Origin of the sequence: Yoonia maritima, from assembly GCF_002933395.1 — a bacterium.
Classification (GTDB): Bacteria; Pseudomonadota; Alphaproteobacteria; order Rhodobacterales; family Rhodobacteraceae; genus Yoonia; species Yoonia maritima_A.
On record NZ_PKFN01000009.1, the window covers coordinates 165,135 to 189,112 of the forward strand.

At 55.6% G+C, this 23,978-nt stretch carries 25 protein-coding genes; 14 read left to right on the forward strand and 11 right to left on the reverse strand.

Annotated features, from left to right (window positions below; genetic code table 11):
- Position 1 precedes the first annotated feature (1 nt).
- The 5 genes from thrC to CYQ09_RS12000 are packed head-to-tail and all read left to right on the forward strand — an operon-like array spanning position 2 to position 5,308.
- Entirely contained in the window at positions 2-1,381 is a 1,380-nt protein-coding gene (gene thrC / locus CYQ09_RS11980; protein WP_106745642.1) for a threonine synthase, read from the forward strand.
- A 2-nt stretch (positions 1,382-1,383) separates the two neighbouring features.
- The gene (locus CYQ09_RS11985) at positions 1,384-2,652 is read left to right on the forward strand and encodes a M16 family metallopeptidase (protein ID WP_106745643.1); all 1,269 of its coding nucleotides are present in this window, start codon (positions 1,384-1,386) and stop codon (positions 2,650-2,652) included.
- Positions 2,652-3,236 (forward strand): GNAT family N-acetyltransferase, encoded by a 585-nt coding sequence (locus CYQ09_RS11990; protein WP_106745644.1) that lies wholly within the window; start codon positions 2,652-2,654, stop codon positions 3,234-3,236. The genes CYQ09_RS11985 and CYQ09_RS11990 overlap by 1 nt, the downstream gene beginning before the upstream one ends.
- A gap of 18 nt (positions 3,237-3,254) precedes the next feature.
- Positions 3,255-4,670 (forward strand): FAD-binding oxidoreductase, encoded by a 1,416-nt coding sequence (locus CYQ09_RS11995; protein WP_106745645.1) that lies wholly within the window; start codon positions 3,255-3,257, stop codon positions 4,668-4,670.
- Positions 4,671-4,717: 47 nt separating this feature from the next.
- The gene (locus CYQ09_RS12000; RefSeq protein ID WP_106745646.1) at positions 4,718-5,308 is read left to right on the forward strand and encodes a hypothetical protein; all 591 of its coding nucleotides are present in this window, start codon (positions 4,718-4,720) and stop codon (positions 5,306-5,308) included.
- Positions 5,309-5,350: 42 nt separating this feature from the next.
- Here the strand turns inward: CYQ09_RS12000 and CYQ09_RS12005 are convergent, their stop codons facing one another.
- The 3 genes from CYQ09_RS12005 to CYQ09_RS18340 are packed head-to-tail and all read right to left on the reverse strand — an operon-like array spanning position 5,351 to position 6,906.
- Positions 5,351-5,881: an adenine phosphoribosyltransferase gene (locus tag CYQ09_RS12005; RefSeq protein WP_106745647.1), complete on the reverse strand. Its 531-nt coding sequence runs from the start codon at positions 5,879-5,881 to the stop codon at positions 5,351-5,353.
- 10 nt (positions 5,882-5,891) lie between these two features.
- The gene (locus CYQ09_RS12010) at positions 5,892-6,758 is read right to left on the reverse strand and encodes an S-methyl-5'-thioadenosine phosphorylase (RefSeq protein ID WP_106745878.1); all 867 of its coding nucleotides are present in this window, start codon (positions 6,756-6,758) and stop codon (positions 5,892-5,894) included.
- Position 6,759: 1 nt separating this feature from the next.
- Complete coding sequence (locus tag CYQ09_RS18340; protein ID WP_162617661.1) at positions 6,760-6,906, reverse strand: hypothetical protein; 147 nt, start codon at positions 6,904-6,906, stop codon at positions 6,760-6,762.
- A 26-nt stretch (positions 6,907-6,932) separates the two neighbouring features.
- Between CYQ09_RS18340 and CYQ09_RS12015 the strand changes: the two genes are divergently transcribed.
- From CYQ09_RS12015 to CYQ09_RS12025, 3 genes are all read left to right on the forward strand, one after another.
- Entirely contained in the window at positions 6,933-8,549 is a 1,617-nt protein-coding gene (locus tag CYQ09_RS12015; protein ID WP_106745648.1) for a SulP family inorganic anion transporter, read from the forward strand.
- Between the two features lie 96 nt (positions 8,550-8,645).
- Positions 8,646-9,566 (forward strand): calcium/sodium antiporter, encoded by a 921-nt coding sequence (locus CYQ09_RS12020; protein WP_106745649.1) that lies wholly within the window; start codon positions 8,646-8,648, stop codon positions 9,564-9,566.
- A gap of 73 nt (positions 9,567-9,639) precedes the next feature.
- On the forward strand, positions 9,640-9,888 hold the full coding sequence (locus CYQ09_RS12025; protein ID WP_204353945.1) for a peptidase: 249 nt from the start codon (positions 9,640-9,642) through the stop codon (positions 9,886-9,888).
- Here CYQ09_RS12025 and CYQ09_RS12030 read toward each other — a convergent pair.
- Positions 9,885-10,493 (reverse strand): flavin reductase family protein, encoded by a 609-nt coding sequence (locus CYQ09_RS12030; protein ID WP_106745651.1) that lies wholly within the window; start codon positions 10,491-10,493, stop codon positions 9,885-9,887. The genes CYQ09_RS12025 and CYQ09_RS12030 overlap by 4 nt on opposite strands.
- Positions 10,494-10,562: 69 nt before the next feature.
- Between CYQ09_RS12030 and CYQ09_RS12035 the strand changes: the two genes are divergently transcribed.
- On the forward strand, positions 10,563-11,069 hold the full coding sequence (locus CYQ09_RS12035; RefSeq protein WP_106745652.1) for a GNAT family N-acetyltransferase: 507 nt from the start codon (positions 10,563-10,565) through the stop codon (positions 11,067-11,069).
- 25 nt (positions 11,070-11,094) lie between these two features.
- On the forward strand, positions 11,095-11,886 hold the full coding sequence (locus CYQ09_RS12040; RefSeq protein ID WP_106745653.1) for an EcsC family protein: 792 nt from the start codon (positions 11,095-11,097) through the stop codon (positions 11,884-11,886).
- Here CYQ09_RS12040 and ptsP read toward each other — a convergent pair.
- From ptsP to CYQ09_RS12060, 4 genes are all read right to left on the reverse strand, one after another.
- A complete protein-coding gene (gene ptsP / locus CYQ09_RS12045; protein WP_106745654.1) occupies positions 11,877-14,120 on the reverse strand; it encodes a phosphoenolpyruvate--protein phosphotransferase in 2,244 nt (747 codons plus the stop codon). The genes CYQ09_RS12040 and ptsP overlap by 10 nt on opposite strands.
- A 35-nt stretch (positions 14,121-14,155) precedes the next feature.
- Positions 14,156-15,394: an aspartate kinase gene (locus tag CYQ09_RS12050; protein ID WP_106745655.1), complete on the reverse strand. Its 1,239-nt coding sequence runs from the start codon at positions 15,392-15,394 to the stop codon at positions 14,156-14,158.
- Between the two features lie 101 nt (positions 15,395-15,495).
- Positions 15,496-15,900, reverse strand: a complete 405-nt coding sequence (locus CYQ09_RS12055) for a DUF1178 family protein (RefSeq protein WP_106745656.1) — start codon at positions 15,898-15,900, stop codon at positions 15,496-15,498.
- Positions 15,901-15,942: 42 nt separating this feature from the next.
- A complete protein-coding gene (locus tag CYQ09_RS12060) occupies positions 15,943-16,416 on the reverse strand; it encodes an NUDIX hydrolase (RefSeq protein ID WP_106745657.1) in 474 nt (157 codons plus the stop codon).
- A gap of 34 nt (positions 16,417-16,450) precedes the next feature.
- Here CYQ09_RS12060 and CYQ09_RS12065 point away from each other — a divergent pair, with 34 nt between their 5' ends.
- Genes CYQ09_RS12065 through modC form a run of 4 tightly spaced genes read left to right on the forward strand, consistent with a single transcriptional unit; the run spans position 16,451 to position 20,140 of the window.
- Entirely contained in the window at positions 16,451-17,608 is a 1,158-nt protein-coding gene (locus CYQ09_RS12065; RefSeq protein ID WP_106745879.1) for an acetoin utilization protein AcuC, read from the forward strand.
- Positions 17,599-18,387, forward strand: a complete 789-nt coding sequence (modA, locus tag CYQ09_RS12070; RefSeq protein ID WP_106745658.1) for a molybdate ABC transporter substrate-binding protein — start codon at positions 17,599-17,601, stop codon at positions 18,385-18,387. The genes CYQ09_RS12065 and modA overlap by 10 nt, the downstream gene beginning before the upstream one ends.
- Complete coding sequence (gene modB / locus CYQ09_RS12075) at positions 18,387-19,079, forward strand: molybdate ABC transporter permease subunit (RefSeq protein ID WP_204353956.1); 693 nt, start codon at positions 18,387-18,389, stop codon at positions 19,077-19,079. The genes modA and modB overlap by 1 nt, the downstream gene beginning before the upstream one ends.
- Positions 19,079-20,140, forward strand: coding sequence for a molybdenum ABC transporter ATP-binding protein (modC, locus tag CYQ09_RS12080; RefSeq protein ID WP_106745880.1), 1,062 nt, complete (start codon positions 19,079-19,081; stop codon positions 20,138-20,140). Before modB ends, modC begins: the two co-directional genes overlap by 1 nt.
- Here modC and CYQ09_RS12085 read toward each other — a convergent pair.
- Genes CYQ09_RS12085 through neuC form a run of 3 tightly spaced genes read right to left on the reverse strand, consistent with a single transcriptional unit; the run spans position 20,137 to position 23,783 of the window.
- Entirely contained in the window at positions 20,137-21,420 is a 1,284-nt protein-coding gene (locus CYQ09_RS12085) for a 3-deoxy-D-manno-octulosonic acid transferase (RefSeq protein WP_106745660.1), read from the reverse strand. The two genes, modC and CYQ09_RS12085, sit on opposite strands and share 4 nt — an antisense overlap.
- Positions 21,413-22,675, reverse strand: a complete 1,263-nt coding sequence (locus tag CYQ09_RS12090) for a 3-deoxy-D-manno-octulosonic acid transferase (protein ID WP_106745661.1) — start codon at positions 22,673-22,675, stop codon at positions 21,413-21,415. Before CYQ09_RS12090 ends, CYQ09_RS12085 begins: the two co-directional genes overlap by 8 nt.
- Positions 22,659-23,783, reverse strand: coding sequence for a UDP-N-acetylglucosamine 2-epimerase (neuC, locus tag CYQ09_RS12095; RefSeq protein ID WP_106745662.1), 1,125 nt, complete (start codon positions 23,781-23,783; stop codon positions 22,659-22,661). The genes CYQ09_RS12090 and neuC overlap by 17 nt, the downstream gene beginning before the upstream one ends.
- Between the last annotated feature and the right edge of the window lie 195 nt (positions 23,784-23,978).

The following is a 23,978-nucleotide window of genomic DNA, read 5'->3' on the forward strand; positions in this document are numbered from 1 at the left end:
TATGCGCTATATCTCAACCCGTGGCTCTGCACCTGCGCTGACATTTGAAGAGGCCATGCTAACTGGCCTTGCGCGCGATGGTGGCCTGTACGTCCCCGAAGAGGTGCCGACGTTAACCAACGCGCAAATCGCTGCGATGGCTGGCAAGTCGTACGAGGAAGTCGCGTTCGAGGTCATGCGCCCGTTTATCGGGGAAACATTCAGTGATGGTCAATTTCGTGAACTGATCGCCAAAGCCTATGCTGGTTTTGGCCACGCGGCCCGCGCGCCGTTGGTACAGCTGGCGCCGAACCACTTTTTGCTGGAACTGTTCCACGGCCCGACGCTCGCGTTCAAAGATTTCGCGATGCAACTGATTGGCCAAATGTTCCAAGCGGCACTGTCGCGTTCCGGTGACCGCGTCACAATCGTGGGTGCAACATCGGGCGATACTGGCTCTGCCGCGATCGAGGCCTTCCGTGGCCTGTCGAATGTCGATGTATTTATCCTGTTTCCGCATGGCCGCGTGTCCGAGGTTCAGCGCCGACAGATGACAACGCCGAGCGAAGCCAACGTGCATGCATTGGCTGTTGATGGTGACTTTGATGATTGTCAGGCGGCAGTCAAAGACATGTTCAATGACTTTGCATTCCGCGAAGATGTGAAACTTGCTGGTGTGAATTCGATCAACTGGGGCCGCGTTTTGGCGCAGGTTGTTTACTACTTCACTGCGGCAGTCAGCCTTGGTGCACCACACCGCGAGGTCAGCTTTACCGTTCCGACAGGCAACTTCGGTGATATCTTTGCGGGCTACATTGCTAAAAAGATGGGCCTGCCGATTGCTGATCTGGTTGTTGCGACTAACCGTAACGATATCCTGCACCGCACGTTTGAAACTGGCGCCTATACCAAAGAAGGCGTGACCCCAACGATCAGCCCATCAATGGATATTCAGGTCAGTTCCAATTTTGAGCGCGCGTTGTTCGATGCCTACGGCCGCGATGGTGCCGCTGTGGCTGGTCAGATGGAAGACCTGAAAAATGGTGGTTTCCAGATCAGCCAAGGCGCCTATCAGATGTTGAAGGACACGTTCAAATCTGGCCGTGCGTCCGAAGAAGACACACAAGCTGCGATCAAATCTTATCGCGCTAATACTGGCGAACTGCTTTGCCCGCACAGTGCCGTTGGTGTTCACGTGGCCGAGGCGCATCTGGGTAGCACCCCGATGGTTACATTAGCCACCGCACACCCTGCCAAATTCCCAGATGCCGTGAAAGAAGCATCAGGCGTTGCGGCACCTCTTCCCCCTCGGATGGCGGACCTATATGACCGTCCAGAGCGGGTCACACGCGTGGCCAATGATCTTGCAGCACTGCAAGCAGTCATCAGAGAACGGATCTGAATTTGACAATTGAACTGCACACACTGTCCAACGGTTTTCGGATCGTGACAGAGCACATGCCGACCCTGAAATCTGCCAGTATTGGCATCTGGGTCGACGCAGGTGGACGCCACGAACGGCTAGAGCAAAACGGCATCGCGCATTTCCTTGAACATATGGCGTTCAAGGGAACCAAAACGCGTAGCGCCCTGCAAATCGCCGAAAGCATCGAAGACGTTGGCGGCTATATCAATGCCTATACCAGCCGCGAAACCACGGCGTATTACGTCCGACTGCTAGAAGACGACGTCCCGCTGGGGCTTGATGTGATTGCGGATATTTTGCTCAATCCCATCTTCACCCCAGAAGACATCGAGATCGAACGCGGCGTGATCTTGCAAGAAATCGGCATGACCATCGATACGCCAGATGAAATGGTGTTCGATTGGCTGCAAGAGGTGTCCTATCCTGAGCAGGCCCTAGGCCGCACGATCTTAGGCCCGACCGAACGTGTCAGCGCGTTCAATCAAGATGACTTAAGGCAGTTCGTCGGAGAGCATTACGGCCCGAACCAGATGATTTTGGCCGCCGCGGGTGCTGTTGATCACGAAAAAATCGTTGCCCAAGCCGAGGCTTTGTTTGGTCATCTTCCGGCGCTTGATCGTGGTCCAAATCTGATTCAGCCCGCCAAATTTGGTGGCGGCGAAATTCGGAATATCAAAGATCTTGAGCAGGTACATTTTGCGCTGGGCCTTGAAGGACCGGATTACCGTGATCCGATGATTTACACCGCGCAAATCTATAGCTCTGTCATGGGGGGCGGGGTGTCGTCGCGCCTGTTCCAAGAGATCCGTGAAAACCGTGGTTTGTGCTATTCGATATTTGCCCAAACGGGTGCTTACGAAGACACTGGGATGACAACGATTTACGCAGGCACCAGTGCTGAACAAATCGCTGAGCTTTCCAATATTACGATCGACGAAATGAAGCGTGCGGCTGACGATATGACCGCCGCCGAAGTCGCCCGTGCCCGTGCGCAGATGAAGGCTGGTTTGTTGATGGGGCTTGAAAGCCCATCAAACCGGGCTGAACGACTGGCGCGGTTACTGTCGATTTGGGGCCGCATTCCGGGGTTGGATGAAACAATCGCGCATATCGATGCTGTAACAACAGGTGATGTCAAAGTCTTTGCCGAGCAAATGGCCGGAGACACAGGGGCTGGTCTTGCGCTTTATGGTCCTGCCGAGACCGCACCGACCTTGGATGCATTGAAAGAGCGGTTAGTAGCCTGATGCTTGGGACCAAGCGAAAGGTCCGGATTGAAACCGAACGGCTGACATTGCGTCCACCCATTCACGGCGACTATCGCGCGTGGTCTTCGCTGCGCCACGATAGCGCTGCGTTCCTGACGCCATGGGAACCCACGTGGGCCAATGATCATCTGACGCGCAAGGCGTTTACCAATCGGGTCTATTGGGCGCAGCGTTCCATTGCGAATGGGTCCGCTTTGCCATTGTTTTTGGTGCGCCGTGAAGATCAGGCACTGGTTGGTGGTATTACCCTTGATAACATCAGGCGTGGTCCGGCACAGGCTGGCACAACCGGGTATTGGGTTGGAGAGCCGTTTGCGCGCCAAGGGTACATGCGCGAAGCATTACAGGCCGTTGCGCATCACGCGTTTACGACGCTAAATCTGAGCCGTCTTGAAGCAGGGTGCCTACCTGAAAACACGCCGTCACGTCGTTTGCTCGAACAATGTGGCTATAAATACGAAGGCGTCGCCCAGAGCTATTTGCAGATCAACGGGCGATGGCGGAACCATGTGCTTTATGCCAATCTACGCAATGATCGCCGCGGCAAAACCGACGTGGGCTAATCAATAAAGGATCGCTTTATGCTAAACCCCGTCACGCCGGAATTCGAAGCACAACTGCGTTCGGCGCTGCCTGCGGCCGCGTTCAAGGACGATATCGCGGGTTATGTGTCTGAGCCGCGTGGGCGATGGACCGGGCAGGGCCTTGTGATTGCACCAAACACCACTGAAGAGGTCGCGATGCTGGTGAAAGCCTGTGCTGACGCGATGGTTGGCATTATCCCCTATGGCGGCGGCACTGGTTTGGTTGGTGGTCAGTTGACGGATCAAGGGCCGAAGCCTGTCGTTATCTCGCTTGAGCGTATGAACAAAATCCGCGCCGTCTATCCGACCGAAAACGTGCTGGTTTGCGATGCCGGTGTCATCTTGGCTGATGTCCAAAATGCAGCGGAAGACGTGGATCGGCTGTTTCCACTTTCGCTTGCCTCTGAAGGGTCCGCGCGGATTGGCGGTTTGCTATCTACCAATGCGGGCGGTGTGAATGTTCTGCGCTATGGCAATGCGCGTGCGTTGTGTCTGGGATTAGAGGTCGTGCGCCCGGATGGGACTATCTGGCATGGTCTGACACGGTTGCGCAAAGACAACACTGGCTATGACCTGCGTGATCTGATGATCGGGGCCGAAGGCACGCTGGGGATCATTACTGCAGCTGCGCTAAAGCTCGCGCCGCGTCCTGTCGGGATTGGTGCTGCGATGATGGCGGTGCCATCGCCACAAGCCGCACTTGATCTACTGGCGCTTGCTGGTGCGCGTATCGGTGACGGGATTTCAGCGTTTGAGATCATGCACCGCCAAGGCATGGATTTTCTGGCCGAGGTCGGCCCCGATCTGCGCCAGCCGTTTGCTGAAGTTCCGGAGTGGTGCATCCTTGTCGACGTGGGGCTGCCTGCCGGGCTTAGCCCCGAAGACGCGCTTGAAGGATTGTTCGAAGCGGGTTTTGAACAAGGGCTGGTTACCGATGGTGTGATCGCCCAAAGCCGCGCGCAGCGTCAGGAACTTTGGGATATCCGCGAAAATATCCCCGAGGCCAACCGCAGGATCGGTTCCGTCAGCTCGCACGATATCGCGCTGCCGCTAAGCGTCATCCCTGATTTCATTGAGCAGGGTGGCAAGGCGCTGGCAGAGGTTGGCGATTTTCGGATCAACTGTTTTGGGCATCTAGGGGATGGAAACCTGCACTATAACGTGTTCCCAGCCAAAGGGCGCAGCCGTGATGAATACGACGCCTTGCGCAGCGCGGTAAAGCAAACGGTGCACGATCTGGTGTCTGAAATGGAAGGATCGGTCAGCGCCGAACACGGGATCGGGCGGCTTAAGGTGGCTGATTTGGAGAAATACGGTGATCCAGCTAAGCTTGCTATGCTACGCGCGATCAAAGACGCGCTGGACCCGCAAGGGATCATGAACCCGGGCGCGGTGCTAAGGGCGCGTGGGTAACGATCCCATCAACAGTTTCCCAAGGTTTTTTATTAGGAGCACATCGAATGATTTGTATTAGGTTGTTTATATCGGCGTGTGTTGCGACCCTGCCTTTGGCAGCGTTGGCTTGTGACGATGCGATCGCGGCGGTTGATGTGCCGCATTTCATTGAGTTGCATGAAAACCTGTTAAACGAACCATCTCAGGGTACGGCAACGGCGTTTCTGGCCGACTTTCCCAGGACGTTTTGCGTGTTCAACGGTCTTTTCGGGTACTCTGACGAGGGTGCCGCTGCGTTGTATGAGCAAGATTTGTTTTCGTCGCTGCCTTTGTTGAATAGCTTCGCAGATAGCACTTCACTTAGCGCAAAATATGTCGCGATCGCTGCTGATGCGAAGTGGGACGTCGATAACGTGAATGCCTTGCAGGCGGCGTATCGAGATTTATTCGGGTCGGAAAAGCGTATTGTTATTGCCGATATTATGGCTTTGCCCGCAGATGAACAAATGACGGCCACTCGGTTTTTCTTCGACGGGTTTTATCCGAAGCAAAAGTTCCTTGCGCCAAATGATCGTTTAGCAGCTTGCGAGATGGATCAGAGTTTTTGCAGCTTGCTTGACTTGGTTGAACAGCAGCTTGTCACTGAAAGTCTGTGAAGAACGACAGCCACGCCAATCGTGGCTGTCTTGTTTTATCTTTTACTCCCCTTCAAACGAACACAGCGCGTGCACGTCCATTCCTAGGCCTTCCAGTCGTTTACGGCCGCCTAGGTCGGGTAGGTCGATGACGAAGGCGCAGCCGACGACTTCGGCGCCCATGCGTTCGATCAGTTTGATTCCGGCTTCGGCGGTGCCGCCTGTAGCAAGCAGGTCATCGACCATCAGGACCTTTTCACCGGGCTGCAGAGCGTCATCGTGGACTTCCATCACGGCCTCGCCATATTCAAGTGTATAGGCCTGTTCGATGGTTTTGCCGGGCAGTTTTCCTTTTTTACGGATGGGTACGAAACCTTTACCCAGTTGGTGCGCGATTGCGCCGCCAAGGATAAACCCACGTGCCTCTAGCCCGATGACCTTGTCGATTGGCTGTCCCGCGTAGGGGTGCAGCAGTTGGTCAATGGCGATCCGAAAACCGCGAGGGTCGCTGAACAAAGTGGTGACATCGCGGAACATGATCCCTTCGTGTGGAAAGTCTGGGATAGTGCGGATGTAGTCTTGGACGGTTTTCATGGTGGTCTTTCTAAAGGATACGGCCAGCGACGGCGTCTAGTTTGGCGACCAACGCAGGGTCGCGTTTATCAGGGGCGGTCATAACCGCGTATTCAAGCGCCCGGTCACAGCCGTGTGGGCAAGTCTCGCGTTTTGCCCCGAGTAGCGCCGGGAGTCGAGAGACAAGATCGCGGGCTTTGGTCCCATTTCCATTGAGCGTTGCGATAATTTCGGTGATGTCCACGGCCCCGTGGTCTGGGTGCCAGCTATCGTAATCGGTGATCATCGCGACAGAGGCATAGCAAATCTCTGCCTCGCGGGCGAGCTTGGCCTCGGGCATGTTGGTCATCCCGATCACATCGCAGCCCCATTCGCGGTACATTTTGCTTTCGGCCATGGACGAAAACTGCGGCCCTTCCATCGCCAGATAGGTGCCGCCCCGGTGAATTTTGATGCCCGCATCGCGACCTGCGGTTTCGCAAGCGTCAGACAGGCGTTCGCACGTTGGGTGCGCGACGCTGACATGTGCGACGCAGCCCGCGCCAAAGAACGACTTTTCCCGGGCAAAGGTCCGGTCGATGAACTGATCAACGATGACGAAATCACCGGGGGCGAGTTCTTCGCGGAATGACCCACAGGCGCTGACGCTGATGATGTCCGTCACACCAAGCCGTTTCAGTGCATCGATATTGGCCCGATAAGGCACTGTTGTGGGGGAATGCAGGTGCCCGCGGCCGTGGCGTGGCAGAAACGCCATGGCGACACCGTTTAGCGTTCCAGTCAGAATTGCGTCCGATGGTGTGCCCCATGAGCTTTCGACAGTGACCCATTTTGCATTCTCTAGCCCGTCCATATCATAGATGCCTGAACCACCAATGATGCCGATTTTCGTTTGCATTTTAATCACCTGCGTTGAATCTGTTACGGGTAACTTTGGCGGGTAAGATACCAAATGTGAACCCCGCAGGCGTGCCGTTGTCGCAACAATATAAGGCACCTGCGCCCCAAGGGGTGACAATTGCACGCAGGTCCGGTAGGGCAGGCATAACATCCCCATTTGACAGGAATCCTCATGGCCCGCGCTCTTTTAGCGAGTTTCGCAGATAGTCTTTCGATTAGCGATCCGAACGCACCTTTGACACCCAAACAGCTTCGCATTGATGTGCTTTCAGGGCTGACAGTTGCCTTAGCGCTGGTCCCTGAGGCGGTTGCCTTTGCTTTCGTTGCTGGGGTTCAGCCATTGGTCGGTTTGTATGCCGCGTTTATCGTTGGTTTGATCACCGCCATCTTTGGTGGCCGCCCCGGTATGATTTCGGGTGCGACTGGTGCATTGGCTGTTGTGATGGTTAGCCTTGTTGCGCAGCATGGTGTTGAATATCTGTTCGCGACGGTCGTGTTGATGGGGCTGATCCAGATTTTTGTCGGGGTCATGCGCTGGGGGAAGTTCATTCGCCTAGTGCCGCATCCAGTGATGCTGGGCTTTGTGAACGGCTTGGCCATCGTGATTTTCCTTGCGCAACTGGGGCAATTCAAGGTTCCCGGCACAGCCGAGGCTGTCGGCCATGGTGTTGGCGGTGGTGAATGGCTTGCAGGCGGTCCAATGGCGCTTATGCTCGGGCTGGTCGCGCTGACAATGGCGATTATCTACTTCATTCCAAAGCTGACGAATGCGATCCCGGCACCGCTTGCTGGTATCGGTATTGTTGCTGCTATCGTGATTGGTTTCGGTCTTGATGTGCCACTGGTTGGCGATCTGGCGAGCATCGAGGGTGGTCTGCCACCGTTCCATATTCCGATGGTTCCGATGACATGGGAAACGGTTGAGATCATCTTGCCTTATGCTTTGATCCTAGCCGCGATTGGTTTGATCGAGAGCCTTCTGACGCTGAACCTTGTTGGTGAAATGACGGGCAACCGTGGTGGCGCAAGCCAAGAATGTATCGCCCAAGGTGCCGCGAACACAGTCACTGGTTTCTTTGGCGGTATGGGCGGTTGTGCGATGATCGGTCAGTCGATGATCAACGTGAAATCCGGCGGCCGTACCCGCGTTGCTGGCATTGCGGCGGCGCTGTTCTTGCTGGCGTTTATCCTGTTCGCAAGTGGCCTGATTGAACGTATCCCGCTCGCTGCACTTGTGGGTGTGATGTTCATGGTTGTGATCGGGACATTCGCTTGGAACTCGCTGACGATCTTGCGCAAAGTACCGCGTACGGACGCATTCGTGACGATCCTTGTTACTGTGGTGACTGTTGCAACTGATCTGGCGACCGCCGTGGTGGTTGGTGTGATCGTGTCGGCGCTTGCTTATGCTTGGAACAACGCCACACGCATTAACGCCAAGACACATGAAACACCCGAAGGTGCGAAGGTTTACCAAATCCGTGGTCCGCTTTTCTTTGGTTCATCCGACGGTTTTACCGAACTGTTTGATGTCGAAAGCGATCCGTCATTGGTCATCATCGACTTTGACGAAAGCCGCGTCGTTGACCAATCAGCGCTGCAAGCGATCGAAGCGATTGCCGGTAAATACGAGGCCGCAGGCAAGCGTATCCAGTTGCGCCACATCAGCCACGATTGCCATCAGCTGCTGTCCAAAGCGGGGCACCTGATCGTGGATAGTGACGATGACCCAGATTACGCGCTGGCCGTTGATTACGGTGTTAAAACAGGCATACTTGGCGGACATTAATCCCCTTGAATATGGGCGCGCGACGACACAGATGTGTTGCGCGCCCATTCGGCTACTGGCGCCGCAACTGCGTGTTCATGGCCTCGGACTTTCTAAATGTTGATTGATATTGCTTACGTGACCGGAGGCCTTGTCGCCTTGGTTATTTGCGGTGATGTGCTTGTGCGCGGGGCTGTGGCGGTTGCACAGCGTGCAGGGCTGTCGCCATTTGTTATTGGTTTGACGCTTGTTGGTTTCGGGACCTCAATGCCTGAACTGATGACGAGCCTTATCGCTGCCTTCCAGGGGCTTCCCGGCATCGCATTAGGCAATGTGGTTGGCAGCAATATCGCGAACATCCTTCTGATCTTAGGTGTCACAGCCGCGATGGGCGCGGTGCCAGGTCGCGCATTGCTTGAACGTGACGGCATGGTGATGCTGGGGGCCACTGCGCTTTGCGCGGGGCTTGTTATGTTTGGGTATATTGGGCGGGCTGCAGGCCTGCTGTGTCTTGCTGCGCTTGCGGGCTATCTGATTGTCACATTGCGGAGCAAGCGCCCCGAAGATGAAGCCGAAGAACAGGTCGAAGGTATGTCCGTCTGGGCGGGCGGTGGTGTCTTTCTGCTGGGCCTTTTGGGGGTTATGGCCGGGGCAAAGTTCCTCGTCCAAGGTGCCAGCGAAATTGCACGTGCATTTGCCGTATCAGAGGCCGTGATTGGCCTAACGATCGTGGCTGTCGGTACGTCGCTACCCGAACTCGTGACCTCTGTGGTGGCTGCGTGCAAGGGGCAGGGCGCCATCGCGATTGGTAACATCATTGGGTCCAACATTTTTAACGTGCTGGGCATCTTAGGCATTACCGCTGCGGTCTATCCACTGACGGTCCCGGCCGACATGACGGGTGTGACGTTGGCTGTATTTATCCTTGCTGCAGTTGCGCCTGCCGCATTTGCACGCACTCGTGGACAGATCCCACGTTGGGCAGGGTTTTCGTTTGTTGCGGCCTATGTTGGGTATGTCGTTGCAATTGTTGCGTGAACCCGAAAACTAAGCTATTCGGTTATTGTCACTCGCCGGGTTCACGGCGGACATCACCGAGACAAAATAAACTATGACACTGATGGCATTTGCAGCTTTTGAGCAGCAATTGAAATGGGTCGCATTTGTGCTGGGCGTTGCCAGCACAATTTGCGTTGTGCAGGGGTGGCAATTGGCAGCGATGCTGTTCAGCCTGCCGTTTTGCTTAATCTGGATGTACTGCGCATGGCTGCGCCGAGAACCGCAGTTGAAGTACATCAACATGCTGTTCACGGTGCTTTATGTTTATGGGATCGGGCGGTATTTCCTGATTTCCGCCTAGGACTGGCCGGGCCGTTTGAGTGTGAACACATCGCGCACGACAGCGTAGTCCTGATATCCCATCCGGGCGAGCATCCCGAATTTGGTCACGTCGAATTTGCCGTCGATCAGGCAATCGTCGCGTAGGTGCACGCCGATGACTTCGCCGAATACGGCGAAATTGGCTGCACCGGGCAGTTGCACGATTTGCGTGAGCTTGCATTCCAACGTAGCGGGCGCATTGGCCACGCGTGCGCAGGCGATCGCGCTGCATTCGGCCTTGGCAATGTCGGCAAGGGTAAATTCGTCGGTGTCCTTGTCCCACGCGCCTGATGTTTGGTTCATCGCGTCCTTGGCTGCGTATTCCACGATGTTCACAGCAAACACACCAGTTTCGCGGATATGTGCGACCGAATCTTTGGTACCGTCACGGTCAGGTTTTGTGCTGGTCGACGAAAACATGACTTGCGGTGGTTCATATGCAACCGCGTTGAAAAACGAATATGGGGCAAGATTGTCGTGCCCGTCTGCACTGCGCGTTGAAATCCAGCCGATCGGGCGGGGCGAAACGACGGCGTTAAACGGATTATGCGGCAGCCCGTGCCCATTTTTTGGCTCGTAAAACATCGTGTTGTCTTTTCCTTAGGTTTTCTAAGAGGTAGCTTGCCAAGACGAACTTGGCCAGATGAAAGAATAATGCAGCAAGCCGCAATGACAATGGCCGAGGAAACGGCGGATGATTGGTGGGAAGTAGAGGCGCTGTACGACCTTTGCTTTGCGCCCGGTCGATCGGCGCTGTCGTCTTATCGCTTACGTGATGGCGTTCCGCCGATTGCCCCCCTATGTATCACCGCACGTGACGAGCATGGTATTTTAGCAGGTGCAGTGCGTAACTGGCCTGTCTGTGTTGATGGAAAACTTGCGGTGTTGCTTGGCCCGATTGCGGTGCATCCTACCCGGCAAGGTGAAGGTGTTGCAGCGATGCTTATGCGTCAGTGTTTGGCGGTCGCTGCGGAGCATGGCTGGGAACGCGTGATGCTTGTCGGCGATGGACCATATTATGGACGCTTTGGGTTTGAAAAACTGAACGGGGTGGAGATGCCGCCACCCACAAACCCGGATCGCGTGCTGGGCCTTGCGTTATGCGAAGGCGCTTGGGACGGGGTGGCGGGGCTGGTGACACAAGCCACTGATTGCAAATAGGCCGCAAGATCCCCATCTTGGGGATATGGATGCATCAGATAACGATCTAACTGAACCAAACCCTATTGATTTGCCGGGGCACCTGAGTGACGAGGCGCGCGCGCAGGTTATAGCGCTGGCTGAAAGACAAAAACGTGCACGCGGCGTGTTAATGAAGGGTATCAACTTTGTTGGCAGTCAAGTCGAAGACGGGATGAAGTTGCTGCCGAAATCTGTGCGGTCTCAGGTTGATGACATTGCGCGCAAAGCGCTTGAGCAGAGTTTTGAAATCGCGGCCAAATCACGTGACGGGTTAGGTAAGAACATCGGGTCAGACCGTGTTCACAAGGCGATGGGAACCATCTCTGGCGCATTTGGTGGGTTGGGTGGTTTGCCGACCGCGCTGGCCGAACTGCCCGTTGCGACGACAGTGATCTTCCGCGCGGTGCTTCACGTGGCAGAAGAATATGGCGAAGATCCGCAGTCTGTGGAAACACGTATGGAATGTCTGGCTGTGTTTGGGGCTGGCGGCCCGGGAACGGCGGATGACGGTGTTGATACGGCGTTTATCGGTGCCCGTCTTGGGCTGTCAGGGGCTGCGGTGCATGGGCTGATTAGTAGGGTCGCCCCAAAATTCGCGACGGTCATGTCGCAAAAGCTGGCGACGCAGACCGTGCCGATTTTGGGTGCTGCTGCTGGGGCGGGGACCAACTATGCCTTTGTGGATTACTACGTTGCACTTGCCCATGTGCATTTTGGCCTACGCAAACTTGCCCGCGATCACGGGCAAGACGTCGTAACAGAAGCGTTTCACAGCGCGTTGCTGAATCAGACTTGATAAACAAGCCAATCGGCAACGGCGCGGCGCACCGATTGATCGCCACGCGCGATTGCCTCGTCCATGACGGCCTTAACTTCGTCCAGATCAACGCGGCGCAACAAGTGCTTTACCGGTCCAACCGAAGCTGGGCGCATCGATAGCGTGCGCAGTCCGAGCGCGGCAAAGCACAGAGCTTCGACAGGGCGTCCGGCATCTTCGCCGCAGAACGACAGGGCTGTATTGGAAGCATTGCAGCGGTCAATCACTTGGCTGATAAAGGACAAAAAGCTGACGTTGAGCGTGTCATAGCGTTTACGCACCCGTTCGTTTTCCCGATCAGCAGCAAAGAAGAACTGTTTCAGGTCGTTGCCGCCGATTGAGATAAAGTCGACCTCTTCAAAGAATATATCTGGGGCAAAACCCAAGGAGGGTGTTTCCAGCATTGCGCCGACCTCTAGCGAGGATGGTAAGCTGTGACCCAAGATTTTTTCGCGCGCGATGGCTTTGTCCATCTCGGCCTTGGCCGCGCGAAATTCTTCGAGTTGGGTAATGAAGGGGAACATAACGGCCAGCGGCCCGCCATCTGCGGCGCGTAAGAGGGCCTGCAGCTGCATCCGTAGCACACCGGGTTTATCCAGCCCCACGCGAATCGCACGCCAGCCCATGGCAGGGTTGGGTTCATCGTTGGGCTTCATGTAGGGCAGGACTTTGTCTGATCCGATATCAAGGGTGCGGAACGCAACGCGCTTGCCGTTCGCAGATTTCACAACCCGTGAATAAAGGGCCGATAATTCGGCACGACGCGGCATTTTATTGCGCACTAAGAACTGTAGTTCGGTACGGAACAGCCCGACGCCTTCGGCACCCGAACCTTCCAACGACGGCAGGTCTGCAATCAGCCCCGCATTCATTTGAAGCGAGATCGTCGTGCCGCATTTCGTTGTCGCGGGGAGATCGCGAATTGATGCATAGCGTTCTTGGGCGCGGGTTTGCATCGCGAGTTTATCGCGGAACGCGCCATGCACGGTTTCGTCAGGCCGTAGGTGCGCGATTCCTTGGTCGCCATCGACAAGGATCGGGTCGCCGTTTAGCGCTTCTCGGGTGATGCCTTTGGCGTTGATGATCAAGGGGATCGCCCAAGCCCGCGCCACAATGGCTGCATGGCTACCGACGGAGCCTTCTTCAAGAACGATTCCCTTTAGGGCTTTCCCGTATTCAAGCAGTTCACCGGGGCCGATATTGCGGGCCACCAGAATTGGATTTTCTGGCATATCATTGCGCGCGTCTGCACCTTGCCCGGTCAGGATGCGAAGCAGGCGGTTGGATAGGTCATCTAGATCATGCAACCGTTCGCGCAAGTATGCATCGCCAGCTTGGTTAAGGCGTGTACGCGCAAGCGATTGTTCCTTTTCGACGGCTGCCTCGGCCGATAGCCCGTTAGAGACATCGGCTTCCATCCGGCGCATCCAGCTGCCAGAATTGGCGAACATGCGGTATGCTTCAAGAACTTCGGCTTGATCTGCATCCGCGGAACGCGCCCCGAGCAGCATATGATCGACTGATTTACGTAGCTTTTCGACACCATCGCGCAGATGTGCCAGTTCTACATCAGGATCGTCCGAGATTGGATTCGTGACGACCACGCGTGGTTCATGCAAGAATACGCAGCCTTCGCTAGCACCTTCTTGGGCGACTGACCCACGGAGCATGACATGCTGTTGATGGCGGGCCGATAGGGCGGCACCTTCGCCGACGAATGCACCCAATTCGGTCATTTCGGCAAGAACCATTGCAACAATTTCAAGCGCGTATACTTCGTCAGCGGAGAATTCGCGGGCCGCTTTGGACTGGACAACAAGCACACCCATGGCGTCGCCGAGACGTTGAATAGGAACACCACAGAACGATGAATACCGTTCTTCGCCCGTTTCAGGCATGTAGCGGAAACCTTTTTCGGCGGGCGCGTCAGCGGTGTTAATGACTGTCCTGCTTTTGGCGGTGCGGCCAACCAGACCTTCGCCAAGGCGCATCCGGGTTTGGTGGACCGCCTCGGCTTGCAGGCCTTTGGTCGCACATAGTTCAAGCGTTTCAGAATCACGGAAGAGATAGATCGAGCAAACCTCGGTCATCATCGAGGTCGCGATAAGATCTACGACTTCATCTAGACGGGCTTGGCCTTCGTTATCAGCGGCCAACGCCTCGCGTAGGCGGCCAAGCAGCTTGCGGCTCTCGGTTTCAATCCGTTCTGGCATTGGTCCCCCGTTGACGGCGAACCGATCGTTTACGATCAGCTAGCCTTTTCCAATTCGAATGCATCATGCAGGGCCTGAACGGCAAGTTCCATGTATTTTCGATCAATCAGTACGGAAATTTTAATCTCTGAGGTTGTAATGACTTTAATGTTCACACCTTCAGCGGATAAAACTTCGAACATTTTCGCCGCCACCCCTGTGTGGCTGCGCATGCCGATGCCCACGACTGATACTTTTGCAACGCCTTCATCCGCGACAAGATCGTGGTAATTGATGTCGCCTTTGTCTTTGGCCTCTTGCATCGCTTTTTCGGCGCGCACGACCTGATCAACCGGGCAAGAGAACGTCATGTCTGTGCGTCCTTCTTCCGAGATGTTCTGCACGATCATGTCGACGTTAACACCGGCGTCAGACAGTGGGCCAAAGATCGCGGCGGCGATGCCGGGGCGGTCAGCGACCGAAATCAGGGTCATTTTTGCTTCGTCACGGGAATAGGCCACACCGGCCACGACGTTGGATTCCATGATTTCCTCCTCATCGCAGACGAGCGTACCTGCTGCGTCCGATGGTTCCTCAAAAGATGATAGCACGCGCAGGCGTACCTTATAGCGCATCGCCAATTCGACCGAGCGCGTTTGCAATACTTTTGCGCCAAGCGATGCCAGTTCGAGCATTTCTTCAAATGCGATTTTGTCGAGCTTGCGGGCCTTTTTGGTGATCCGCGGGTCAGTCGTATAAACGCCATCTACGTCGGTGTAGATATCGCAACGTTCCGCGCCGAAAGCGGCTGCAAATGCGACGGCTGTGGTGTCTGACCCACCGCGACCCAATGTCGTGATGCGGCCTTCGGGGCTGATCCCTTGGAAGCCTGCAACGACCGCAACTTTCATGCCTTCACCGAACTTGGCGTTGATATTGTCGGTTGGGATTTCTTCGATCCGTGCGTTTGAATGCGCAGATGTCGTTTGTACCGGAACCTGCCAACCCTGCCAGCTGCGTGCGGGAATTTCCATTTCCTGCAAACGAAGCGCCATGAGGCCAGCGGTGACGTTTTCACCCGAAGATACAATCGCATCATATTCGCGTGCGTCATAAAGCGGGGATGTTTCGTTGACCCAACCGACCAGTTCGTTGGTCTTTCCGGACATGGCAGAAACGATGACGATGACGTCATATCCGTTGGCGACCTCGACGGCGACGCGTTTTGCCGCACGGGCGATCCGGTCAAGATTGGCAACCGATGTGCCGCCAAATTTCATTACAAGCGTTGGCATGGTCGTGTCCCCCGAGGCGTTTCACCCCTGTAGCAATTCCGCAGGTGTCTTAAAGGGGCGCGCGACCAAGGGCAATGCGCAACTGACACTATTCCGTGCCGCTAGTTGGTCTTTTTGCGGGGGATAAACGGAAGAGGTAGAACCGGGATGCCATCATCGACCAGTTTCTTTGCATCTTCTAGTTTTGCTTCGCCGTAAATCGGGCGCTCTGGCTTGATCCCGTCGTGCATGTCGCGGGCTTCTTTGACGAATGAATTCCCAACGTAGTCAGAGCTGCTTTCGACTTTGTCGCGCAGTTCTTCGATCGGGCTTTTTGTCGTTTTAGGCACGGCAATTTCTGATGATTTGCTCACCGCAGGTGCCATGATCGATTTTGTCACGGCAGTTGAACCGCATGTGTCGCAATTAATCATACCGGCGTTGCTTAGTTTTTCAAAAGCATCGCCAGATTGGAACCAGCTTTCAAAAGCATGGTCTTGGTCACATTTGAGATTAAAGCGGATCATGGCGTTTAAATAGGTGTTTTACAGGCGCTTGCAAGCCTGCCGTTAGTGCAGGACGTTCTGCGGCTTGAACGACGCAACAATGCGTTTGAGTTCGGGTTCTTGTAATTTTTTCGCTGCTTTCTTGGGGCTGAGCCATTTACGTTTGCGTTGCCCTTTTTCGGGCCAATCGCTTAGCACGTTACGCACGTGAACCGGGTAGACCATCACCACGATAGGCGCAGTCCCGGATTTTAGCGGCTTAACGTAACTATAGACCCCAAGACAGCGATCAATTGCGTCGCCAGTGATCCCTGCTTCTTCATAGGCTTCTGTCGCCGCAGCCTGTGCCGGGGTTTGTTTGTGCATGGGCCAGCCTTTGGGCAAAATCCAGCGGCCCGTATTGCGCGTTGTTACGATGCAGATCTCAATGTTATCGTTGTGCATCCGCCAACATAGCGCCGCGAATTGCGCACGTACGTCCGTTTTTCGTCCAGCCCGAAGCTTAATAGGGAGTTGACGGAAAGCGATTTTTGCCATGGTTCCATTCTTGATTTGGGGTACACCCCGAAAGATGCAGGACGTTACGCATGCCCCGCTTGCACAGGCAAGCCCTTTCCCACGCTTTATTGGGTCCGAGATCTATCGGAACTCGAGCTATGGCGCATGGCATCCGTTGCGTGTTCCACGGGTTTCGACGGTCATGGATTTGTCCCGCGCGATGGGGGGGCTTCCTGCGGCACAGTTTATCACGAGTCCCCGTGCAAAGCCTGCCGCGCTGACTGGATTTCACACGGATCAGTATATCGCGGCCTTACAAGCAGCCGAAATCGCGCAGGCTGTGAGTGATGAGACACGGGCGCGTCATGCGCTTGGCACGCCGTCTAATCCAATCTTCACTGAAATGTATCGTCGTCCTGCGACCTCGGCTGGGGCGTCGTTATTGGCGGGTGAATTATTGTCCAAGGGAGGTGTCATTTATTCACCGGCAGGCGGCACCCATCATGGCATGCCAGATCGTGCGAATGGTTTTTGTTATTTGAACGACCCTGTGCTGGCGATCCAATCGCTGCGTCGTGGTGGTGCGCAGCGTATTGCTTATGTTGATATCGACGCGCATCACGCTGACGGGGTTGAACATGCGTTTGCGGCTGACCCCGACACCCTGTTGATTTCTGTACACGAGGCTAATCGTTGGCCCCGAACAGGTGCGTTGGCTGATTGCGGGGTAGGGCAGGTGTTCAATTTGCCGGTTCCAGCAGGGATGAATGACGATGGCATGGCATTGATCCGCGATGATTTGATCTTGCCACTGGTCGCGGGTTTTCGGCCCGATGCTGTTGTCCTGCAATGCGGTGCGGATGCTGTGACCGAAGACCCGCAATCGCGGCTTTGTCTGTCAAACAACGCGCATTGGGCAATTGTTCAGGCATTGGCCACCATGGCCCCGCGCTATCTGGTATTGGGGGGCGGGGGGTATAATCCTTGGTCGGTTGGCAGATTATGGGCTGGCGTATGGGCGACATTGCAAGGGGCTGATATCCCAGACCGTCTGCCCGACGTAGCACAGGATGTTTTGCGGACGTTAACGTGGCAGACCCCGCAACGTACCCGCCAGCCAGAACCACATTGGATCACAACGCTACGGGATGATCCTCGCCTGGGTTCAATTGACGCTGATATTCGCAGTGGTTTGCAGGTTTTGGCCGCACGTGCGCGGCAATGGGTCTAGGCCTTGCGAATGGCTGCGAACGCCCCGATAGTCGCGGCATGTTGATCCGACCCTTCATCACTATGATTTGCCTTGCGCTTTTCAGCGCTCAGACCGCGCGGGCAGAGGTTTTGGTCTTTGCGGCCGCAAGCCTCAAGGAACCCGTGGATGCGATGGCGTCGCAGTTCCCTGATGTCGTCGTTTCATACGCTGGTAGCGGCACGCTTGCTCGGCAGGTCAGTCAAGGCGCACCAGCCGATGTGGTGCTGTTGGCGAATGCGGATTGGATGAATTACTTGCGCGACGGTGATCATGTGCAGCCGCATACGGTCAGTGATTTTGCAAGCAACGGTTTGGTTCTTATTGGTCCTGCGACCTCAAATGATGTGTCACTGGCCGCCGATGGGATATCGAATGCGCTGGGCGGTGGGCGTATTGCCGTTGGCCTGACCAATGCAGTGCCTGCCGGCATTTATGCAAAAGAGGCGCTGATCCATTTAGGTCTGTGGGATCAGTTTGCCGGGCAATTGGCCGAAGTTGATAATGTGCGTGCGGCACTGGCGCTCGTTGCACGTGGACAAGCCCCGCTAGGTATCGTCTATGCAACCGATGCGCGGATATCTGACGCGGTGCGCGTGGTCGCGAATTTTCCGCAAGAGAGCCACACGCCGATCCGCTATACGGGTGCGTTGACGCCTGACGCAGGCAACGATGCCGCAACATTCTGGGCCTTTGTCACTGGAATTGAAGGGCAAGCGATTATGGCAGAGGCTGGTTTTCTGCCCCCAGTTTCACAATGATGGACCTTTTGGGACCGTCCGGATGGGCAGCGATCATGCTGTCGTTGCGCGTGGCTGTTGTGGCCATGATCTGTGCACTGCCCCTAGCGATTGGTGCCGCGTATTTGCTGGCGCGAAAACGGTTTTTCGGGCGGCAACTTTTAAATGGCATCGTCCATTTGCCGTTGGTTTTGCCGCCAGTCGTGACGGGCTATTTGCTGTTGGTGACCTTTGGAAAACAGGGACCGATTGGCAGCTTTCTTGAACAGGTGTTTGGTATCTCTTTGGGGTTTCGTTGGACTGGTGCGGCGCTGGCGGCGGCAGTCATGGCATTCCCACTGATGGTACGGGCAATCCGCCTTGGGATCGAGGCTGTCGATCCGGGGTTAGAGGACGCTGCCGCGACGCTTGGTGCGTCGCGGACACGGGTTTTTATGACGGTGACCTTGCCTTTGATCTTGCCTAGCATTCTGGCAGGCGCAGTTCTTGGATTTGCCAAGGCGCTGGGCGAATTTGGTGCGACGATTACCTTTGTTGCGGCCATTCCGGGACAAACCCAAACGATCCCATCGGCGATCTACGGACTGCTGCAAGTTCCGGGCAGTGAACCCGCTGTCCTTGGATTGGTGACTGTCGCCATCATCCTTGCCATGGGGGCTTTGCTGATTTCAGAATGGCTGTCGCACCGCATGGCGCGCAGGGTGGGGCGCTGATGCTGCGTATCTGTGTTCAGAAAACTCAAGGACAATTCGGACTGGACGTCGATATCAATGCGCCTGCTGGCGTGACGGCGATTTTCGGTCGGTCTGGTTCGGGCAAGACGACACTGGTGAATGCGATCGCGGGATTGTCGCGGCCTGATTCAGGTAAGATTGTCGTGGGCGAAACGGTGCTGTTTGACAGTGCTGCACGGGTTAACCTACCGCCACCGCTTCGTCGTGTGGGGTATGTGTTTCAAGATGCACGGCTGTTTCCACATATGTCGGTGCGCCGCAATCTGACCTATGGCGGTGACCATGACGCAGCACATGTGATTGATATCTTGGGGCTAGAGCCGCTGTTAGATCGGCGCCCGGCGGGCCTATCTGGCGGTGAACGGCAGCGCGTCGCGCTGGGGCGTGCATTGATGTGTGACCCGCAAATCTTGCTGATGGATGAGCCACTGGCAGCGCTTGATGCCCCGCGCAAGGCCGAGATTTTACCCTATTTTGAACGCCTGCGCGACGAAACCCGTGTTCCAATCATCTATGTCAGTCACGACGTGTCAGAGGTCGCGCGCCTCGCGACGACCTTGGTGGTTCTGGACGAGGGCAAAGTTGCGATTTCCGGGCCAGTCGGGCAGGTGTTGTCGAGCCCCGAAGTCGTGCCGTTGCTGGGGACGCGGACAGCGGGTGCTGTTATTGTTACGCGGGTTGCTGGGCGGTTTTTGGACGATGATCTAACGGAGCTACAGTTTTCAGGTGGGCGTCTTTTGATGCCCGGGCAGTTTGGTGAAATAGGGCAGTCGCTGCGGATACGGATACCTGCACAGGACGTGATCCTTGCACGCGAAGCACCCACAGGAATGAGCGCGTTGAACGTGCTACCAGTGACGATCACTGAGGTGCGTCCCGGACGCGGGCCGGGCGTTGCTGTTGGGTTGCGTGCTGGTGACGATCAACTGCTTGCGCGGGTCACAAGACGCAGTGCCGGACGGATGGAGCTGGCCGTTGGGCAGCAAATCTATGCGATCATCAAGGCCACGGCCGTTGGTCCCGAGGACATCGGCGGCTAAAGCGCCTTATCAATCGCGGCGAGCGTCCGGATTACCCCGCCAGCGTGGTCGTTGTAGAATTGCGTGATCTGGTTTTCAGTGACTGGCGATGGCTGCTGGACAGCATGCAAAAGCGCCGCGGGCGTTTGCACGTTGTCGCAAACGCCTGCCGCGATTGCCTCTTGCGCGGGGTAGGCGATGGTCCAGATGTGAGGCCCAACGATCACTGGTTTTTTCAGGGCGAGGGGCTCAATCACGTTATGCGCACCTTTGGGAACAAAACCGCCACCTACTATCGCGCGATCCGCAAGAGACAGGTAGAAATACATCTCGCCCATGCTGTCGCCCAGCAGAACGTCGATCTTTGGGGTGTCGGGTCGCAGGTTTAGATCAGCGTCCAGAACATCCGATCGCCGGGCGAAATTCAGCCCTGCATCACGCAGCATATTTGCGACTTCATCAAACCGTTCTGGCGCGCGCGGAACATAGACAAAAAACGCATCCGGCGTGTTGCGGATCATGTCGATGTAAATCGGATCTTCGCCCTCAACCACGGATGTTAGGGTAAACGAAGGACGGCCTTTGGTCAGCGCCTCGCGGGCCTTGGCGGCGGCGTCCAAATGGTGCTGCGGGATAGGTTGGTCAAAGCGGAGCTCGCCCGTGATATGGATGTTGGTCATGCCCGCAGCGGCGAACCGGATGCGCTGGTCATCTGATTTGACGAAGCCACCGGCAAAGCCCCCAAGTAGGGCCGCCCGCAGACCAAGTCCTTTGGTGTCTTTATCAAAGCTTTTCTGTGGATACTGCGCGTTGCACATGAACAGCGGTGTGCCGTGTTTGCGACAGGCCATGATCATGCGCGGCCAGATTTCGATCTCCATCACTAGCCCGTATTTTGGGGTGAAGTGGCGAAGAAAACGGCGATAAGTAAACCCAAGCTCTAGCGGCACCCAAACGGTCTGTACGCGGCCTTGGGCGATCTCATTCGCGAACTCGCGTTCGGCCTCGCGCCGACCCGCCGGGGTGAAATGCGTGGTCAGAACAGTTTCGCCGCGTTCAAGTAAGGCACGAATAAGCGGCGTTGCCGACCGCATTTCGCCAAGCGATACGGCATGAACCCAAACCGGGTTCTTGAGCCGTTTGGTATACCGCCCAAACCGTTCAGAGATATGCTGCGCATAGACATGATCCTTGCGGCCACGTTTGCGTAGGTAAAGCAAGGCCGCCGGAAGCAGAAGCCACCAGAGTGCTTCGTAGACAACCATTGCAATTCGGAGTTTGAGCGGTGGAAATTTATTCATGCGTCGCGTCTAGCAGTCGTAGTAGGTCATTTGCCAGCAGATCGGTTTGGTGGCTGGCTGTTTGTACACAATCCGCTGCACGCATCGCTTGGTTGATCAGATCATCGTTGCATAAATGATCGGCAAGATTTTGGGGTGCAGAAACCATGAATGCGGCCTTTGCGGTGTCCAGTTGATCATAGTCGTTCACAAAGTTGTCGACTTGTGGTCCGTGAAAAATGGCGGTGTTTAGCGCGGCAGCTTCCCATGGGTTATGCCCGCCGACGTCACTAAAGGTCCCACCAATGAGAGCCGCCCGTGCAAGCCTGTACACTAACCCAAGTTCGCCGAATGTGTCGCAAATCCACAAAGAGTCGGTCTGTGTCGGTAGTTTCGACAGCGATTTACGTGGGGCGTTTTCCGCAAATTCATTGCGACGGTTTGGGAACCTTGGCACGATAACCAGCAGGGCATCGGGATGCGAGTGTCGCACTAATTCGTTGGCGCGAATAGCGATCTGTTCATCTTCGGGATGGGAGGGGGCCACTGCCCAAATGAACCGTCCGGCGAGGTGGGCACGCAAAGCTGCCAGTTCATCACCATCATAGGATAGGGCAGGGGCCGCAGGTTTTAATGACCCCGAAATAGTGGGCCGTGCACCCAATTTGGTAAGGTGATCTGCCGTTGTCTGATCTTGCGCTGTAACGAGTGCCATCGCCTGATATAAATTGCGGTACAGACCTTTGACCTTCTTGTGTGCAGCATATGATTTACCACCCATCCGCGCGGCAATGACAGTCTGCGGAATGCCGCGACGATTGATGTCACTTACAAATCCAGGCCAAATATCTTGCTCTGCCCAGATGCATAAGTCGGGCCGAAAGTGATCTAAAAAACGCTGCCGATAGCGGGGTGCATCTAGCGGCAGGAACTGATGAAACGTATGTGGTGGCAAATTTTTTGCGAATACGTCGGCCGAGGCGTGTGTGGTCGAGGTGACCAAGAAAGACGCCTCTGGCTGTTCATCTGCCATACGCGCAATGAGGCCGCGCAGTGATAAAACCTCGCCCAACCCGACGGCATGCAACCAAATCAGCGTCCCGTCAGGGCGAGGAGCAAGCGACTGCGCCTGCTTTTCAGGCCAACGTGTCGGGTGTTCTTTGCCGCGTGCAAGCCGTTTACGAAGCACACGCCCAGCAACGGCAGGGATGAGGTGACTGACGCCGAGGTACAAGCGCAGCACCAATCCGCGCTGCATGCTAGCCTTCGGCGTCATGGAATGTCTTTTGCAGCGTACTGTTCCAGAACGCATCCGTACGCAGAATTGCAGCAAATCTATCTGCTGCGCTGCCTCCTCCAAAAGCATCATGGCGTGGATGCGATTGGCCCCATTGTTCGGCCAAAAATGCGTGTATCTTATCCGTCTCGGATGCGGCTGCAAAAAACACCGAAGGCGATTTTGCGCGGTTGGTTTGCCGGGTGCCGATATCAAGCGAGGGCACACCAATAAACGGCGCCTCACGGACACCGGCAGATGAATTTCCAACCATGGCGCTTGCGTTTTTCATGAGTTCGGAAAAATGCGCAAACCGCATTGATGGGAGTACGCGAAACCGGTCAGCGGGCAAACGGCTGATCGCTGCAAAAATATCGACAGAACCTGGGTCGTTATTGGGCGCGATGACGACAAAATTTTTACCCGACGCATCCAACGCGCTAAAGAGCGCATCAGCTTGCGCACCCATTGTTGCGGCCTCAGAGGTGACCGGATGAAACACGCAAATTCCAAAGTCGTCAAACGCAAGATCATAGCGCGATTTGACCTCTTCCATCGTTACGCCAGATGGCCCTGCATGAAAGTCGAGTTCGGGCGATCCAATCGCATGAATGTCATCGGCGGCCTCGCCCAATGACATCACACGCCGTGCTGCGTCGTCGGAGGAAACGAAGTGGCTGCTAGCCAGCTTACTATTACAGTGGCGGTAAATTTCATCAATTGTACCAGATACTTCGCCGCCTTCGATATGCGCGCAACGGACGTAATTCGTTGCGCAGACCAAAGCACAGGCTAACGCTTCCACCCGGTCACCATGAATGACCACAAGGTCCGGTGCATGTTCTTTCACAAAATCTGAAAAGCCAATCACGGTCTTGGCAAGGATCATATCTTGGGGATCACCCGCCCTTTGATTTAGAAATTCATGTACTTGGACGCCGGGGGTGCGGTGAACCTCAACTTTTGTTAGGCCGTAGCGATCCAGCATGTGCATACCTGTGACAAAGAAGGACACAGCAAACCCTTGATCACGTGCAGCAATGGCCAACGGTTCAAGTTTGCCAAAGTCTGCCCGGGTACCGGTCACGAATAGAATAGATCGAGACATTACGCTTCCAAATCAGAGATATATTGCCGCGCAGACTATCGGCAGGCAGGTGAAAAGGAAACTGAGAACCGCAGACCGATTTAGGTTCTGGACGATTGCTCAGCTCCGCCATGCCACAAATATGCAAGATGAGCGCCACAAAAGAGGATATGCGCTTGACGCCACGAGCCGTGATCCTTAGTGAACCTGCTCAGA

What these genes read in the sequence shown, in the direction of transcription:
- CYQ09_RS12020 (WP_106745649.1), top strand. Translation starts at nt 8,646, where the DNA reads ATGTTGATTGATATTGCTTACGTGACCGGAGGCCTTGTCGCCTTGGTT.
- CYQ09_RS12065 (WP_106745879.1), top strand. Translation starts at nt 16,451, where the DNA reads ATGCAGGACGTTACGCATGCCCCGCTTGCACAGGCAAGCCCTTTCCCA.
- CYQ09_RS12010 (WP_106745878.1), bottom strand. Translation starts at nt 6,758, where the DNA reads ATGCAAACGAAAATCGGCATCATTGGTGGTTCAGGCATCTATGATATG.
- CYQ09_RS12050 (WP_106745655.1), bottom strand. Translation starts at nt 15,394, where the DNA reads ATGCCAACGCTTGTAATGAAATTTGGCGGCACATCGGTTGCCAATCTT.
- CYQ09_RS12000 (WP_106745646.1), top strand. Translation starts at nt 4,718, where the DNA reads ATGATTTGTATTAGGTTGTTTATATCGGCGTGTGTTGCGACCCTGCCT.
- CYQ09_RS12090 (WP_106745661.1), bottom strand. Translation starts at nt 22,675, where the DNA reads ATGACGCCGAAGGCTAGCATGCAGCGCGGATTGGTGCTGCGCTTGTAC.
- modC (WP_106745880.1), top strand. Translation starts at nt 19,079, where the DNA reads ATGCTGCGTATCTGTGTTCAGAAAACTCAAGGACAATTCGGACTGGAC.
- CYQ09_RS12015 (WP_106745648.1), top strand. Translation starts at nt 6,933, where the DNA reads ATGGCCCGCGCTCTTTTAGCGAGTTTCGCAGATAGTCTTTCGATTAGC.
- CYQ09_RS12085 (WP_106745660.1), bottom strand. Translation starts at nt 21,420, where the DNA reads ATGAATAAATTTCCACCGCTCAAACTCCGAATTGCAATGGTTGTCTAC.
- CYQ09_RS12035 (WP_106745652.1), top strand. Translation starts at nt 10,563, where the DNA reads ATGCAGCAAGCCGCAATGACAATGGCCGAGGAAACGGCGGATGATTGG.
- CYQ09_RS11995 (WP_106745645.1), top strand. Translation starts at nt 3,255, where the DNA reads ATGCTAAACCCCGTCACGCCGGAATTCGAAGCACAACTGCGTTCGGCG.
- CYQ09_RS12005 (WP_106745647.1), bottom strand. Translation starts at nt 5,881, where the DNA reads ATGAAAACCGTCCAAGACTACATCCGCACTATCCCAGACTTTCCACAC.
- CYQ09_RS18340 (WP_162617661.1), bottom strand. Translation starts at nt 6,906, where the DNA reads ATGCCTGCCCTACCGGACCTGCGTGCAATTGTCACCCCTTGGGGCGCA.
- modB (WP_204353956.1), top strand. Translation starts at nt 18,387, where the DNA reads ATGGACCTTTTGGGACCGTCCGGATGGGCAGCGATCATGCTGTCGTTG.
- CYQ09_RS12040 (WP_106745653.1), top strand. Translation starts at nt 11,095, where the DNA reads ATGGATGCATCAGATAACGATCTAACTGAACCAAACCCTATTGATTTG.
- CYQ09_RS12025 (WP_204353945.1), top strand. Translation starts at nt 9,640, where the DNA reads ATGACACTGATGGCATTTGCAGCTTTTGAGCAGCAATTGAAATGGGTC.
- CYQ09_RS12055 (WP_106745656.1), bottom strand. Translation starts at nt 15,900, where the DNA reads ATGATCCGCTTTAATCTCAAATGTGACCAAGACCATGCTTTTGAAAGC.
- CYQ09_RS12030 (WP_106745651.1), bottom strand. Translation starts at nt 10,493, where the DNA reads ATGTTTTACGAGCCAAAAAATGGGCACGGGCTGCCGCATAATCCGTTT.
- CYQ09_RS12060 (WP_106745657.1), bottom strand. Translation starts at nt 16,416, where the DNA reads ATGGCAAAAATCGCTTTCCGTCAACTCCCTATTAAGCTTCGGGCTGGA.
- thrC (WP_106745642.1), top strand. Translation starts at nt 2, where the DNA reads ATGCGCTATATCTCAACCCGTGGCTCTGCACCTGCGCTGACATTTGAA.
- ptsP (WP_106745654.1), bottom strand. Translation starts at nt 14,120, where the DNA reads ATGCCAGAACGGATTGAAACCGAGAGCCGCAAGCTGCTTGGCCGCCTA.
- CYQ09_RS11990 (WP_106745644.1), top strand. Translation starts at nt 2,652, where the DNA reads ATGCTTGGGACCAAGCGAAAGGTCCGGATTGAAACCGAACGGCTGACA.
- neuC (WP_106745662.1), bottom strand. Translation starts at nt 23,783, where the DNA reads ATGTCTCGATCTATTCTATTCGTGACCGGTACCCGGGCAGACTTTGGC.
- modA (WP_106745658.1), top strand. Translation starts at nt 17,599, where the DNA reads ATGGGTCTAGGCCTTGCGAATGGCTGCGAACGCCCCGATAGTCGCGGC.